This is a genomic window from Streptomyces sp. NPDC096205 (assembly GCF_044763135.1).
Lineage (GTDB): Bacteria > Actinomycetota > Actinomycetes > Streptomycetales > Streptomycetaceae > Streptomyces.
In genome coordinates, this window is sequence record NZ_JBIWFS010000004.1 from 635,366 (window position 1) to 649,340 (window position 13,975).

Consider the following 13,975-nt stretch of genomic DNA (forward strand, 5'->3'; position numbering starts at 1 on the left):
CGCGTACGTCCATCACGGCGCACGGAAGGGGAACGACGTGAGCGAGCGGCAGGAAAAGGGACCGGGGCGTCCGGGGCGTCCGGGGCGGCGACAGGGCCACGAGGAGACCCTGCGGCACGACCATGAGCACGACCACCCGCACGCACACGCCCATGAGCACCCCCACCCGCACCCCGGCGGCCGGCACACCCTGCGCCACCGCCTGGGACACCTCCTCACCCCCCACTCCCACGAGACCGCCGACAAGCTCGACTCCGCCCTGGAGTCCTCCGCCCGTGGCATGCGGGCGCTGTGGGTGTCGCTGGCGGTGCTCGGGGTGACGGCGCTGGCGCAGGCGGTGGTCGTCGCGGTGTCGGGGTCGGTCGCGCTGCTCGGGGACACCGTGCACAACGCGGCCGACGCACTGACCGCCGTACCGCTCGGGATCGCGTTCGTGCTGGGCCGGCGGGCGGCCGGCCGCCGCTTCACCTATGGGTACGGGCGGGCCGAGGACCTGGCGGGGATGGCGATCGTGCTGACGATCGCGGCCTCGGCGGCCTTCGCGGGCTGGACGGCGATCGAGCGGCTGCTCGATCCGCGGACGGTGGCGCACGTCCCGGCCGTGGCGGTCGCCGCGCTCGTCGGCTTCGCGGGCAACGAGTGGGTGGCCCGCTACCGCATCCGCGTGGGCCGCGAGATCGGCTCGGCGGCGCTGGTCGCCGACGGCCTGCACGCCCGCACCGACGGCTTCACGTCCCTCGCGGTGCTGCTCGGCGCGGGCGGCTCCGCGCTGGGCTGGCGGCTCGCCGACCCGATCGTCGGACTGGCGATCACCGCGGCGATCGCGCTGGTGCTGCGGGACGCCGCCCGGGAGGTGTTCCGGCGGGTCATGGACGCCGTGGACCCGGCGCTGGTGGACCGGGCCGAGCGGGCGCTGCGGGAGGTGCCGGGCGTGCGCGGGGTCGGCGAGCTGCGGCTGCGCTGGATCGGGCACCGGCTGCGGGCCGAGGTGGCGGTGGTCGTGGACGGCGAGATGACCGTGCGCGAGGCGCACGCCGTCGCCGTGGACGCCGAGCACGCCCTGCTGCACGCCGTGCCCCGGCTGACCGCGGCCCTGGTGCACGCCGACCCGGCCCCGGTCCCGGGCGAGGCGGACCCGCATCTGCCGCTGGCCCACCACGCCACGGCGTGAAGGAACCCAGGCCGTAAGGGAACTCAGGCCACGCCGAGCCCCTCCAGGACCACCGCGCCCGGGAGTTCGGCGAAGGCCTTGCCCGGCACCAGCAGCTTGCCGCGCCGGCGGCCGCTGCCGACCAGGACGTAGGGCAGGTCGACGACGGCGGCGTCCACCAGCACCGGCCAGCTCCCGGGCAGGCCGACCGGGGTGATGCCGCCGTACTCCATGCCGCTCTCGCCTGTCGCGGTGTCCATCGAGGCGAAGGAGACCTTGCGCGCGCCGAGATGGCGGCGTACGACGCCGTTGACGTCGGCCCGGGTGTGCGACAGCACGACGCACGCGGCGAGCGTGGTCTCCCCGGCGCGCTTGCCCGCCACGACCACGCAGTTCGCGGACTGCTCCAGGATGTCGCGGCCGTAGTGCTCCACGAAGACGGCGGTGTCGGCCCACTCCGGCTCGGTGTCGACGTAGAGGATCTGCTCGGCGGGCACGCTGCCGCGCCAGTGGCGTACGGCCTCGGCGACCGGGCGGGTCAGCTCGTCGAGGCGGTCGGGGGCGGGTACGGCCGAGTCGAAGTCTCCGATGGGTGCACGCATACGCGCACGCTAACAGCCGCCTCGGACCCGGTTCCTGGACGTCTCAGTGCACGGGCGGGACCGACACCGCGAGCACCATCTCCATCGGTTCCGGGCCGGTGTTGGCGTAGGTGTGGGGTGCCGCGGCCTCGAAGGAGGCGCTGGCACCGGCCGGGACGCGGTACTCGACGCCGTCCACGGTCAGGGTCAGCTCGCCGGTGGTGACATGCACGAGTTCGACCGTGCCGACCGGGTGCGGGTCGGAGGAGCTGGACTCGCCCGGCACCAGTCGCCAGTCCCACAGTTCCAGCGGGCCGGGTGCCTCGGCGCCGGCGAGGAGCCGGTTGTAGCTGCCGGCGTCCGTGTGCCACAGCCGGACGGCCTGCTCGGCGGGCACGATCCTGACCTTGGGGCCCTGTTCGTAGTCGAGCAGCGTGGTGATGCTGACGCCGAGCGCGTCGCCGATCTTGACCACCGTGCCGAGGCTGGGGTTGGTGCGGGCCTGCTCGATCTGGATGAGCATGCCGCGGCTGACTCCGGCCCGGGCTGCGAGCGTGTCGAGGGTGAAGCCGCGTTCGGTGCGCCAGCGCTTGACGTTGCGCGCCAGGGACTGGGTCAGCAGGTCGAGGTCCGCCACATTCCGTCCAGGAGTCCGTCTCGGTCCAATATTCTGGATGACAGTGTTCAACCGACTGCACTACGGTGGGGTGCACTCAATCGTTCACCGAACTGTACTGCGAGGCCCGTCGTGACAGCACTCTTCGCCCTGGCCACCAGCCTGCTGTGGGGCGTGGCCGACTTCGGCGGCGGACTGCTGACCCGGCGCACCCCCGCCCTCACCGTGGTGGTGGTCTCGCAGACGATCGCCGTGCTCGTCCTCGGCGCGATCGTGGTCGCGACCGGCGGCTGGAGCGAGGCGGGTCCGCAGCTGTGGTGCGCGGTGGGTGCGGGCCTGGTGGGCCCGGTGGCGATGCTCGCCTTCTACAAGGCGCTCGCCCTGGGGCCGATGGGCGTGGTCTCGCCCCTGGGGTCGGTCGGGGTGGCCGTGCCGGTCGGGGTCGGACTCGTCCTGGGGGAACGGCCGGGGCTGCTCCAGCTCGCGGGCATCGCGGTGGCCGTGGCCGGGGTGGTGCTCGCGGGCGGGCCGCAGTTGCGCGGCGCCCCCGTGCAGCGGCAGACCGTACTGCTCACCCTGCTCGCGGCGTTCGGCTTCGGCGCGGTGATGGCGCTGATCGCCGAGGCGTCGACCACGGTCACCGGCCTGTTCCTCGCACTGTTCGTGCAGCGGGTCACCAACGTCGTCGCCGGTGGCACCGCCCTCTACGTCTCCGCGCGGCGCGGTTCCCCCGTTCTCCCGGCCGACGGTTTCCCCTGGCGCACGCTGCCCGCGTTCGCCTTCGTGGGACTCGCCGACGTCGCCGCCAACGGCACCTACGCGATCGCCGCACAGCACGGACCGGTCACCGTGGCCGCCGTACTCGCCTCGCTCTACCCGGTGGTGACCGCCCTGGCCGCACGCGGCTTCCTCAGCGAACGGCTCCGCGCGGTGCAGGCCGCGGGGGCGGGGCTGGCGCTGATGGGAACGCTGCTGCTGGCGGCGGGCTGAGCCACCCCCGGGCGGGTCAGGCCCCCTGCTCGAGCTCGGCGAGGCGCGTCACCGAGTCCTCTTCCAGCTCCGCGAGCCGCGTCACGGAGTCCTCGTCCAGCTCCGCGAGCCGCGCCACCGTCTCCTCGTCGAGGTCCGACAGCGCGCGCAGCTGCTCCGGGGTGACGTCGTCCGGTATCGGCACCGGCGCCGGTGTGCGCAGCGGCGGCTGCCAGCCGTCCTCGGGGGTCCAGCGCCGTACGACCTTGGCGGGCGCCCCGGCGACCACCGCGTGGTCGGGCACGGTGCCCCGGACGACCGCGCCCGCGGCGACCACGACGTTCCGGCCGATCCGCGCCCCGGGCAGGATCACCGCGCCCGTGCCGATCCAGCAGCCGGCACCGATCTCCACCGGCTCCATCCGCGGCCACTGCTTGCCGATCGGCTCGTGCGGGTCGTCGTAGGAGTGGTTCGTGGACGTGACGTACACATACGGGCCGAAGTAGCAGTCGCTGCCGATGGTGACGGTCGTGTCGGCGATGACATGGCTGCCGCGGCCGAGGACCACTCCGTCGCCGATACGCAGGATCGGGTCCGGGCCGAGGTCCAGGTCGGGCATCAGCCCGGCGGTGAGGGTGACCTGCTCGCCGACGATGCAGTGGGAGCCCAGATGGATCCAGGGCTCTCCGAAGACCGTGCCGAGCGGGAAGGCGAGCCGGGTGGCCTCGCCGAGCGCGCCGAAACGGAGGCGGCCCGGGCGCTCCGCAGTCACCGAGCCCGTCCGCTGGGCCCAGGCCCAGGCCGCGTGCACGGCACGCTGCGCGAGGCGGCCCCGCCAGGATGAGAACGTGTTCTTGCTTTTCGGCACGGGCTCACCGTACTGAGGGTTGGGCCTGCCGGTGAGGTCGGGGGCCTGTGATCTTCGCCCCAGCGGGTGACGTACCGTGCCCGGTATCACATGACCAGGAGGCGATGATGATCAAGGGCATCGGCGGGCGCGAGCCCAAGGTGGACGAGGGCGTGTTCGTGGCGCCCACGGCTTCGGTGATCGGGGATGTGTCCCTGGCCGCGGGGGCGAGCGTCTGGTACGGCGCCGTCCTGCGGGGTGACGTGGAGCGGATCTCCGTGGGGGCGAGCAGCAATGTGCAGGACAACTGCACGCTGCATGCCGATCCCGGGTTTCCCGTCTCCGTCGGGGAGCGGGTGTCGATCGGGCACAACGCGGTGGTTCATGGGGCGACCGTCGAGGACGACTGCCTGATCGGGATGGGGGCGACCGTGCTGAACGGGGCCGTGATCGGGGCCGGGTCGCTGGTCGCCGCGCAGGCGTTGGTGCCGCAGGGGATGGTGGTGCCGCCGGGGTCTCTTGTCGCGGGGGTGCCGGCGAAGGTGCGGCGTGTGCTCTCCGACGAGGAGCGGGAGGGCGTCACGCTGAACGGCGTCATGTATGCGGAGCTTGCTCGGGCTCACCGGGATGTGCACCAGGACTGATCGCCGTTGCGGTCTGCGGGCCGTCTGTGGCTGGTCGCGCCCACGCGGCGGAGCGGCATATCGATACAGCCCCGCGCCCCTAGGTAGCTTTACTCGGCCACGCTGACAGGTTCGGCGGTCGCCTTCTTCGCCTTGCGCTTCAGGACCAGCATCGACGTCAGGCCGATCAGCACCGCGACCACCAGGCCCAGCCAGGAGAAGCGCTTCAGCCAGGACTCGGCGACGACGCCGACGTAGTAGATGACGGCCGTCGTGCCGCCCGCCCAGACGATGCCGCCGAGGACGTTGGCGACGAGGAACTTCCAGTAAGGCATGCGGAGCACGCCCGCGAGGGGGCCGGCGAAGATGCGCAGCAGGGCGACGAAGCGGCCGAAGAAGACGGCCCACATGCCCCACTTCTGGAAGGAGCGCTCGGCGGTGGCGATATGGCCCTCGCTGAAGTGCTTGGGGAACTTGCCGCCGAGCCAGGCCAGCAGGGGCCGTCCTCCCTTGCGGCCGATGGCGTAGCCGATCGAGTCGCCGATGATCGCGCCGGCACTGGCGCAGGCGCCGAGGATCACCGGGTCGATGTCGCCGTGCTGGGAGGCGAGCAGCGCCGAGGAGACCAGGATGATCTCGCCGGGCAGCGGGATGCCGAGGCTCTCCAGCCCGATGACCACGCCGACCAGCAGATAGATGGCGAGCGGGGGCACCGTTTCGAGCCATTCCTGGACGTGCAACGCCGCTTCCTCCCAGATCCTCGCCGATGCGTACGCGCCGACGTCCTCGCGGATGCGTACGCGCCGACGCAGCCTACCCGCTCAGTGTGACGGTCGCGGAGTCCCGGAGGTTGCACGCTGCCCTACGACGGCGAGCACGGCAAAGGCCCCGGCCTCGGGGGCCGGGGCCTGCTGCGAGGGACGAGGTCGCTCAGCCGTTGGGGCGCAGGGTCCACACGACGGTCATCTCGGTGGTGACGGCGCCGTCCTCGCGCTGGATGGAGACGGCGACGGGGAACTCGGGGCGCTTGCCCTCGTCGAGCTCCGCGACGACCTCGGCGATGGGGCGGCCGAGGGTGGCGGTGGCCGTGACGGGGCCGAGCGCGATCTTCTTGAACGCGATCTCGGCGGTCACCGGCAGCGGCACGGCCCGCGAGAGCTGGTCGCCGAAGGCCGCGAGCACGATCGCGCCGCTCGCGGACTCGCCGAGGGTGAACATGGCGCCCGCGTGCGGCCCACCGACGTGGTTGCGGTACTCGCTCTGGTCCGGCAGGACCAGGACGGCCTTCTCCGGAGTGGTCTCCAGGTACTCGAGGTTCAGGGTGCGAACCATCGGCACCGTGGCGGCGAGCAGCTCGCCGATGGACATCTGATCTGCGCTCATGGCGAGGATGTTACCCACGAGTAGCGAGCGATGGCCAGAGCCGTGGGCCACGGGTGCGCGCATGTTGGTACGTCCCTGACAAGGCCCGGTGACCGAATCGTGTCCGTGGCAGCACTAGGGTTACGGCACATGTGGCCAGGACAGCAGCCGCCCGGGGGCGAGCAGAACCCGCAGACGAACAACCCGTACCAGCAGCCGGGGTACCAGCAGCCGAATCCGTATCAGCAGCCCGGCTACCAGCAGCAGCCGGCGCCCTACGGGCAGCAGCCGCAGTGGGGGGCTCCCCAGCAGCCGGGTGCGCCGCAGCCGGTGACCCCGCCCGGGGGCCTGCCGCAGACGCTGCCCGGCGGCGGGGGCGGTGGAGGCGGCGGGAACCGGACCAAGCTGGTGGCGATCATCGCGGCGTCGGCCGTGGTGCTGACCGCCGCCGTGACCGGTTTCCTGGTCCTGGGCGGTGACAAGGAGGACACCGCGGGCGGTGACGGCAAGAAGGACAAGGCCAGCCAGTCGCCCACCGGGTCGACCGAGTCCGCCGACCCCAGCCCCTCGACGAGCGGCTCGGACGACAACCCGCGCGGCGGCGAGACCATCAAGCCCACCATCGAGGGCTGGAAGGTCGTCGTGAACCCCAAGTGGGGCATCGCCTTCGACGTGCCGGCGGACTGGGAGGTGCAGTCCCCCACCCTGTCGATCGGCTTCGAGGACGACAAGTCCGAGGACGGCAAGCCGCTGATCATGATGTCGGCGCCCGCCTACTACAAGTCCAAGTGGTGCTCGACCGACGAGAACAAGGACGGCCGCACCGAGGACTCGCACCTGGCGGCGGTCGGCACCAAGGGCGCGGACGGCGCGAAGAGCACCGATGAGGTCGCGGTCAACCAGGTGCCCTGGTGGGTCTACGGCGGCTACACGCAGCCCGACAAGAAGAGCATCACCTTCGACAAGAAGGCCACGGCCTACACCACGACGTCCGGCATCACGGGCAGCGTCGCCTGGGCCCAGTCGACGAACACCCCGCAGAAGGGCAAGTGCGCCAGCGACGGCAAGGCGGTGACCTTCGGCTTCAAGAACTCCGACGGCGCCTTCGTGGCCTGGAACTTCTACGGCGCCAAGGGTGTCACCGGCGAGGTGCCGAAGGCGACCATCCTGAAGATCCTCAGCACGGTGCGACTGCACGGCGACCCGACGGAGAGCTGAGCACGCCCCTGCCCGGCAATGCGTTTGGCAAAGGCAGGGCCGGGCAGGGATAGTCGGCCGGTGAACACCGCCGCCGACTCGCCCCGCCCCGCCCGCCCTCTGCGCAGACCCGAGTGGGCCGGGCGCAACTACAGCCTGCTGACCGCGGCCGCCTTCGTCACCAACCTCGGCACCCACGGCGCCCTGATCGCCGCCGCGTTCGCCGTGCTGGAAGGCGGCGGCGACAGCGGCGACGTGGGCCTGGTGGCCGCCGCCCGCACCCTGCCGCTGGTGCTGTTCCTGCTGATCGGCGGCGCGGTCGCGGACCGGCTGCCCCGGCATCGCGTGATGGTCGCGGCGAACGCCCTGAACTGCGTCTCCCAGGGCCTGTTCGCCGTCCTGGTGCTGGCGGGCGAGCCGCAGCTGTGGCAGATGATGCTGCTGACCGCCCTCGGCGGCACCGGGCACGCGTTCTTCAGCCCGGCGGCCGAGGGCATGCTGCTGTCGTCGGTCTCCGGGGAGCAGGCGAGCCGCGCGTTCGCGGTGTTCCGGATGGCCATGCAGGGCGCGGCCGTCGGCGGCGCGGCCCTGGGCGGCGCCCTGGTCGCGGCGTTCGGGCCGGGCTGGGTGCTGGCGGCCGACGCCGCCGCGTTCGCACTCGCCGGGGCGATGCGCGCCTTCCTCGACGTCAGTCACATCCCGCCGCGCGACGCGGGCGGCGGCCTGCTGGCCGACCTGCGGGAGGGCTGGCAGGAGTTCATCGGACGGCCCTGGCTGTGGGGCATCGTCGTGCAGTTCTCCATCGCCAACGCGGTCGTCGGCGCCGCCGACGCCGTCTACGGCCCACTCGTCGCCCGCGACCACCTGGGCGGGGCGGGCCCGTGGGGTCTGGCGCTGGGCTTCTTCGGCGCGGGCACGGTCGCCGGTGCCCTGCTGATGACCCGTTGGCGGCCACGCCGGCTGCTGTTCGTCGGCACCCTGTGCGTCTTCCCGCTGGCCCTGCCCTCCGCCGCGCTCGCGATCCCCACGCCGGTCGGGGTGCTGTGCGCGGTGATGTTCCTGACCGGTGTGACGCTCGAGGTGTTCGGCGTCTCCTGGATGACCGCGCTGCACCAGGAGATACCCGAGCACAAGCTCTCCCGCGTCTCCGCCTACGACTGGTTCGGCTCGGTCGCCCTGATGCCGCTGGCGACGGCGCTGGCCGGCCCCGCGGAGTCCGCCTTCGGGCGCACCGAGGCGCTGTGGGGCTGCGCCGTGAGCATCGTCCTGGTCACGGCACTCGTGCTGCTCGTGCCCGACGTGCGCCGGCTGCGCCGCCGTACCAAGGAGGTGACGGCACAGCCCGCCCCGAACGGCTCACCCGATCCCGAACGCCCCGTCGGGGGGCACGGGTGAGGGCACCGCGTCCTCGTCCCGCACCGGACGCGCCGCCCCGATGAACCGCCGCAGCCCGCCGCCCTCCTCGACCCGCGCCGGAAAGGCGTCGGCCGCGGTGCGCCGGGCCAGCGCCGCCGTGTCGACCGGCCGGTGCGCGACGACGAGCACCGCGTTGCCGAACCGCCGTCCCCGCAGCACCCCGGGCTCGGCGATCAGCACCAGCTCCTCGAACACCGCGCCGAAGGTGGCGAGTTGGGACCGCAGGAAGTCGAAGGGCGCCCCGTCGGCGAGGTTCGCCACATAGACGCCGTCCGTCCGCAGCACCCGCTCGACCTGCCGGGCGTAGCCGAGCGTGGTCAGGTGCGCCGGCACCCGCGACCCGCCGAACACATCCCCCACGATCACATCGGCGCAGGCGTCCGGCGCCTTCTCCAGCCACGCGAACGCATCCGCCGCATGCGCGCCGACCCGGGCATCCGCCGGCAACGGCAGGTGCTCGCCCACCAGTTCCAGCAGCCCCTGATCGGCCTCCACGACGTCCTGCCTCGACCCGGGCCGCGTCGCCGCCACATACCGGGGCAGGGTGAACGCCCCACCGCCGAGATGGACGACATCCAGCGGCGCCCCTTCCGGCGCGACGGTGTCCAGGACATGCCCCAGCCGCCGCGCGTACTCGAACTCCAGATGCTCCGGCTCGTCGAGATCCACGTACGACTGGGGCGCCCCGTCCACGGTCAACAACCACGCCCGCGGCCGATCGACATCGGGCATGAGCTTGACGACGCCGAAGTCGGTGACACGGCTGACGGGGATGGGTTCGTCCACTGCTCCATTGTGCCTGGCGGGCCCGTCCCTCAAGGGGCGCGGGGCTGTATCGATATGCGGCTCCGCCGCGTGGGCGCGATCAACCACAACGCACCCGCAGCCCCCCACGACCGCAATCCCCCTCACAGAACGGCGATCACAGTCCCGGCCCCCACAGTCCGCCCACCCTCACGAACGGCGAACCCCAGCCCGGCCTCCAAAGGCACGTCACGCCCCAGGGAGACGACGACCTCGACGGTCTCCCCCGGCCGAGCGACACCCCCCTCCCCCAGGTCCACCTCACCCACGACATCCGCCGTCCGGACGTAGAACTGCGGCCGATACCCGGTGACAACCGGCGTCGTACGGCCCCCCTCCTTGGCCGAGAGCACATACACCCGAGCCCGGAACCGACTGCGCGGCACCACACTCCCCGGCGCGGCCACGACATGCCCACGCCGCACGGCATCCCGAGGCACCCCCCGCAGCAGCAGCGCCACGTTGTCCCCGGCCTGCGCCTCCTCCATCGGCCTGCCGAAGGTCTCCAGGCCGGTGACGACGGTCTCCACGTCCGCCCCGAGCACCTCGACCCGGTCCCCGACGCGTACGACACCCCGCTCGACGGCACCGGTGACCACGGTTCCGCGCCCGGTGATGGTGAGGACGTTCTCGACGGGCAGCAGGAACGGCGCGTCGAGGTACCTCTCCGGCATCGGCACATAGGTGTCCACCGCGTCGAGCAGCGCCTCGACCGACGCCGTCCACCGCGGGTCCCCCTGCAGCGCCTTCAGCCCGGAGACCCGTACGACGGGCACGGAGTCACCGCCGTAGCCGTGCGCGGTGAGCAGGTCGCGGACCTCCAGCTCGACGAGGTCGGTCAGCTCCTCGTCCCCGGCGTCGGCCTTGTTGAGCGCGACCACGATGTGGTTCACGCCCACCTGCCGGGCGAGCAGCACGTGTTCGGCGGTCTGCGGCATGATCCCGTCGAGCGCGGAGACGACGAGGATCGCCCCGTCGAGCTGCGCGGCGCCGGTGACCATGTTCTTGACGTAGTCGGCGTGACCGGGCATGTCGACGTGCGCGTAGTGCCGGGTGTCGGTCTCGTACTCGACGTGCGCGATGTTGATGGTGATGCCGCGCGCGGCCTCCTCCGGGGCGCGGTCGATGCGGTCGAACGGCACGAACGTGCCGGCGCCGCGGTCGGCGAGGACCTTGGTGATGGCGGCGGTCAGGGTGGTCTTGCCGTGGTCGACATGACCCATGGTGCCGATGTTGAGATGCGGTTTCGTACGGACGTACGCCGTCTTGGGCATGGCTGTACCTCAAGGCTGTGCGAAGGAAGTCGGGACCCCGGGAACCCGCCGACCCTCCCCCTGCGGGGTCCGCCGGACTGTCCGGGGAGGGTCAGCTTCGGGCGCCGTCGACAGCGGCCAGGAGGATCACGACGGCAGCCTTCGGGGCATCCGCGACCGCGGATGCTGCGAGAAGGAAGGCGTGCCGGAACATGCGGTAGATCATCGCGGAGGCCGGGCCCAGCGTCGAACTGTTTTCGGCGGTACGGCCGTTCAGGCGGGGCTGTTCCGTCCAGGCGGGTGTGTTCCGTTCAGGCAGGGATGTTCTTCAGCGCCTCGCGCACGGTCAGCGGCGCGAACCGGCCGCGCTCGTGCGCGAGGAAGTCGCGTACGGCGTCGGGGTCGGTCTTGGCGTACTCGCGCAGGGCCCAGCCGATGGCCTTGCGGACGAAGAAGTCGGGGTGGCCGGAGCGGCGCAGGCAGTAGGCGAACAGGCGGGCGGTGTCGGTGCGTTCCTTGTAGCGGAGCTGGTGCAGCAGGGCGGCGCGGGCGATCCACAGGTCGTCGTCGGCGATCCAGGCGTCCATGTCGGCGGTGAGCGCCGGGTCGGCCGCGACGAGCGGGCCGACGACGTGCGCGGCGAGCAGGTCGACGGTGTCCCACCAGGAGTCGGTGCGGATGAGGTGCCGGACCACGGGCAGGAACCCGGAGGAGCAGCGGCCGACGTGGCGCCGCAGGTAGTCGACGGCGAAGTAGCGGTACTCCCGCTCCGGCAGCCGCCAGCAGCCCAGCGCGAGCGCGGTCAGGTCGGTCTCGTCGGGGCGGGGCGTGCCCGCGGTCACGGCCCGGGACAGGGCGCGGCGCTCGGGGGTGGCCAGCCCCAGGAAGGGGGCCACGTCCTTCATGTATGCGCGCATGCCCACGGCCCGCTCCGGGTCGGCCGCGGCGGCATAGACGTCGGTCAGCCGCTCCAGCAGGGTGTCGGCGAGAGGAGTGCGCGGCACCGCGGTCGGGCCGGTACCTGTGACGCTCATGAGACGAACCATACGGCGATCACACACATCTGTCGGTTAATGTCACCGGATGCCGCTCGATGCCACCACCCGTTCTGGGGGCACGGCCACGGTCTCGCACGGGACCGCTGAGCTCGCCGTCGTCGCTGTTCCTGTCCGCCTCGGTCTCGCGGGTCGCTGCACAAGAGCCCTGCTCTCGCCCTGGGCCCGGTTCACGCTGCTCGTGTCGCTGCTCGTGGGCGCGGCCGCCACTGTGCTGCTGTTCGAGCCGCAGCGGCTGCTGGCGGACGGCTGGCCGCCGCAGTTGGGCGGTGCGGCCGCGGCGCTGGTGTTCGCGCTCGCGTACGGGCTGTGCACGGTGGCGTTCGTGCCGCGGCCGTTGCTGAACCTGGCCGCGGGTGCGTTGTTCGGTACGCAGTTGGGGCTGGGCGCGGCCGTGGCGGGCACGGTGCTCGGGGCCGGGATCTCCTTCGGTCTGGGGCGGGTGCTCGGGCAGGACGCGCTGCGTCCGCTGCTGCGGGGCCGGCTGCTGACGGCCGCGGACGGGCAGCTCAGCCGGCACGGGTTCCGCTCGATGCTGGCGGTGCGGCTGTTCCCGGGCGTGCCGTTCGCGGCGGCGAACTACTGTGCCGCGGTGTCCCGGATGGGCTGGCTGCCGTTCCTGCTGGCGACGGCGCTCGGGTCCGTCCCGAACACCGCCGCCTACGTCGTCGCGGGCGCCCGTGCCTCCACGCCGACCTCGCCCGCCTTTCTGATCGCGATGGCCTGTATCGCCGTACCGGCGCTGGCGGGCGCGGTGGTGGCCTGGCGCAAGCGGCATCAGCTGCGCGGGCGCTGACCCCTGAGCCGAAGGCTCACCCTACGGGTCAGACGGCCTCGACGATCATCGCGTTGGCCAGCCCACCCGCCTCGCACATGGTCTGCAGCCCGTACCGGGCCCCGTGTTCGCGCAGGGCGTGGACCAGGGTGGTGGTCAGGCGGGTGCCGCTGGCGCCGAGCGGATGGCCGAGGGCGATGGCGCCGCCGTGCACGTTGACCTTGGCCGGGTCGGCGCCGGTCTCCTGCTGCCAGGCGAGGACGACGCTGGAGAAGGCCTCGTTGACCTCGAACAGGTCGATGTCGTCGAGGGAGAGCCCGGCCCGGCGCAGCACCTTCTCGGTGGCGGGGATGACCCCGGTGAGCATCAGCAGCGGGTCGGAGCCGGTGACGGCGAAGCTGTGCAGGCGGGCGAGGGGGCGCAGGCCGAGCCGGGCCGCGGTCTCGCTGGAGGTGATCAGGACGGCGGAGGCGCCGTCGTTGATGGGGCTGGCGTTGCCCGCGGTGACGTTCCACTCGATCTGCGGGAAGCGCTCCCCGAAGTTCGGGTCGTGGTAGGCGGGCTTGAGCCCGGCGAGGATCTCGGGGGTGCTGCCGGGCCGGACGCACTCGTCGCGCGAGACACCGTCCAGGGGTGCGACCTCGGCGTCGAACAGGCCCTTGTCCCAGGCGGCGGCCGCCTTGTGGTGCGAGGAGACGGCGAAGGCGTCCATACGGTCCCGGGTGAGGGACCACTTGGCGGCGATCAGCTCGGCGCTGATGCCCTGCGGGACCAGGCCCTCGGGGTAGCGCTCGGCGACGCCGGGGCCGAAGGGGTCGGCGCCGGGCGGCACGTTGGACCACATCGGCACGCGGCTCATCGACTCCACGCCACAGGCGACGACCATGTCGTAGGCGCCGGAGATCACGCCCTGGGCGGCGAAGTGCACGGCCTGCTGGGAGGAGCCGCACTGGCGGTCCACCGTGGTCGCGGGGACGGTCTCGGGGAAGCCGGCCGACAGGACGGCGTAGCGGGTGGTGTTCATGGCCTGCTCGCCGACCTGGTCGACGGTGCCGCCGATCACGTCGTCGATCAGCGCGGGGTCGACGCCGGAGCGCTCGACGAGGGTGCGCAGGGTGTGGGCGAGGAGTTCGACGGGGTGGACATGGGCGAGGGCGCCGCCTGGCTTTCCCTTGCCTATGGGGGTGCGTACGGCTTCGACGATGACTGCGTCACGCATTGCGGGCTCCTGTGAGGGGCAGGGGCGTCCGGTCCGTGGTGCCGTGGTGCGGGTCGGCGACCGGCGCGATTACCGGTGAGTAGGAATTTCAAACTCACCATAACGCCG

The 13,975-nt window shown here is 72.4% G+C and carries 15 protein-coding genes; 6 read left to right on the top strand and 9 right to left on the bottom strand.

Features of this window, described 5'->3' with window-relative positions; genetic code table 11:
- The first annotated feature begins 109 nt into the window (after nucleotides 1–109).
- Complete coding sequence (locus ACIQ6Y_RS18885; RefSeq protein WP_404040118.1) at nucleotides 110–1,171, top strand: cation diffusion facilitator family transporter; 1,062 nt, start codon at nucleotides 110–112, stop codon at nucleotides 1,169–1,171.
- Nucleotides 1,172–1,194: 23 nt separating this feature from the next.
- Here ACIQ6Y_RS18885 and ACIQ6Y_RS18890 read toward each other — a convergent pair whose 3' ends face one another.
- Together ACIQ6Y_RS18890 and ACIQ6Y_RS18895 are read right to left on the bottom strand one after the other, a co-directional pair.
- Nucleotides 1,195–1,752, bottom strand: coding sequence for a YbaK/EbsC family protein (locus ACIQ6Y_RS18890; RefSeq protein WP_404039861.1), 558 nt, complete (start codon nucleotides 1,750–1,752; stop codon nucleotides 1,195–1,197).
- 43 nt (nucleotides 1,753–1,795) lie between these two features.
- Complete coding sequence (locus ACIQ6Y_RS18895; protein WP_404039864.1) at nucleotides 1,796–2,368, bottom strand: helix-turn-helix domain-containing protein; 573 nt, start codon at nucleotides 2,366–2,368, stop codon at nucleotides 1,796–1,798.
- A 111-nt stretch (nucleotides 2,369–2,479) separates the two neighbouring features.
- Between ACIQ6Y_RS18895 and ACIQ6Y_RS18900 the strand changes: the two genes are divergently transcribed.
- On the top strand, nucleotides 2,480–3,337 hold the full coding sequence (locus tag ACIQ6Y_RS18900; RefSeq protein WP_404039867.1) for an EamA family transporter: 858 nt from the start codon (nucleotides 2,480–2,482) through the stop codon (nucleotides 3,335–3,337).
- 16 nt (nucleotides 3,338–3,353) lie between these two features.
- Here ACIQ6Y_RS18900 and ACIQ6Y_RS18905 read toward each other — a convergent pair whose 3' ends face one another.
- A complete protein-coding gene (locus ACIQ6Y_RS18905; protein WP_404039870.1) occupies nucleotides 3,354–4,184 on the bottom strand; it encodes an acyltransferase in 831 nt (276 codons plus the stop codon).
- Between the two features lie 107 nt (nucleotides 4,185–4,291).
- Between ACIQ6Y_RS18905 and ACIQ6Y_RS18910 the strand changes: the two genes are divergently transcribed.
- Complete coding sequence (locus ACIQ6Y_RS18910) at nucleotides 4,292–4,807, top strand: gamma carbonic anhydrase family protein (RefSeq protein ID WP_404039873.1); 516 nt, start codon at nucleotides 4,292–4,294, stop codon at nucleotides 4,805–4,807.
- Nucleotides 4,808–4,896: 89 nt separating this feature from the next.
- Here the strand turns inward: ACIQ6Y_RS18910 and ACIQ6Y_RS18915 are convergent, their stop codons facing one another.
- Both ACIQ6Y_RS18915 and ACIQ6Y_RS18920 read right to left on the bottom strand, forming a co-directional pair.
- Entirely contained in the window at nucleotides 4,897–5,526 is a 630-nt protein-coding gene (locus ACIQ6Y_RS18915; protein WP_404039876.1) for a DedA family protein, read from the bottom strand.
- A 190-nt stretch (nucleotides 5,527–5,716) separates the two neighbouring features.
- Nucleotides 5,717–6,154 (bottom strand): DUF4442 domain-containing protein, encoded by a 438-nt coding sequence (locus ACIQ6Y_RS18920; RefSeq protein ID WP_404040121.1) that lies wholly within the window; start codon nucleotides 6,152–6,154, stop codon nucleotides 5,717–5,719.
- 144 nt (nucleotides 6,155–6,298) lie between these two features.
- On the opposite strand from ACIQ6Y_RS18920, the gene ACIQ6Y_RS18925 reads away from it, so the two are divergent.
- Together ACIQ6Y_RS18925 and ACIQ6Y_RS18930 are read left to right on the top strand one after the other, a co-directional pair.
- On the top strand, nucleotides 6,299–7,366 hold the full coding sequence (locus tag ACIQ6Y_RS18925) for a hypothetical protein (protein WP_404039879.1): 1,068 nt from the start codon (nucleotides 6,299–6,301) through the stop codon (nucleotides 7,364–7,366).
- Nucleotides 7,367–7,384: 18 nt separating this feature from the next.
- Nucleotides 7,385–8,740 (top strand): MFS transporter, encoded by a 1,356-nt coding sequence (locus ACIQ6Y_RS18930; protein WP_404039882.1) that lies wholly within the window; start codon nucleotides 7,385–7,387, stop codon nucleotides 8,738–8,740.
- Here ACIQ6Y_RS18930 and ACIQ6Y_RS18935 read toward each other — a convergent pair.
- The 3 genes from ACIQ6Y_RS18935 to ACIQ6Y_RS18945 form a co-directional block, all read right to left on the bottom strand.
- Nucleotides 8,702–9,547, bottom strand: a complete 846-nt coding sequence (locus ACIQ6Y_RS18935; RefSeq protein ID WP_404039885.1) for a spermidine synthase — start codon at nucleotides 9,545–9,547, stop codon at nucleotides 8,702–8,704. The two genes, ACIQ6Y_RS18930 and ACIQ6Y_RS18935, sit on opposite strands and share 39 nt — an antisense overlap.
- A 122-nt stretch (nucleotides 9,548–9,669) precedes the next feature.
- Nucleotides 9,670–10,839: an elongation factor Tu gene (tuf, locus tag ACIQ6Y_RS18940; RefSeq protein WP_404039888.1), complete on the bottom strand. Its 1,170-nt coding sequence runs from the start codon at nucleotides 10,837–10,839 to the stop codon at nucleotides 9,670–9,672.
- 290 nt (nucleotides 10,840–11,129) lie between these two features.
- Complete coding sequence (locus ACIQ6Y_RS18945; protein ID WP_404039891.1) at nucleotides 11,130–11,852, bottom strand: DNA alkylation repair protein; 723 nt, start codon at nucleotides 11,850–11,852, stop codon at nucleotides 11,130–11,132.
- A gap of 49 nt (nucleotides 11,853–11,901) precedes the next feature.
- Here ACIQ6Y_RS18945 and ACIQ6Y_RS18950 point away from each other — a divergent pair, with 49 nt between their 5' ends.
- Complete coding sequence (locus tag ACIQ6Y_RS18950) at nucleotides 11,902–12,669, top strand: TVP38/TMEM64 family protein (RefSeq protein ID WP_404039894.1); 768 nt, start codon at nucleotides 11,902–11,904, stop codon at nucleotides 12,667–12,669.
- 28 nt (nucleotides 12,670–12,697) lie between these two features.
- Here ACIQ6Y_RS18950 and ACIQ6Y_RS18955 read toward each other — a convergent pair whose 3' ends face one another.
- On the bottom strand, nucleotides 12,698–13,867 hold the full coding sequence (locus ACIQ6Y_RS18955; RefSeq protein WP_404039897.1) for a thiolase family protein: 1,170 nt from the start codon (nucleotides 13,865–13,867) through the stop codon (nucleotides 12,698–12,700).
- Nucleotides 13,868–13,975 lie beyond the last annotated feature (108 nt).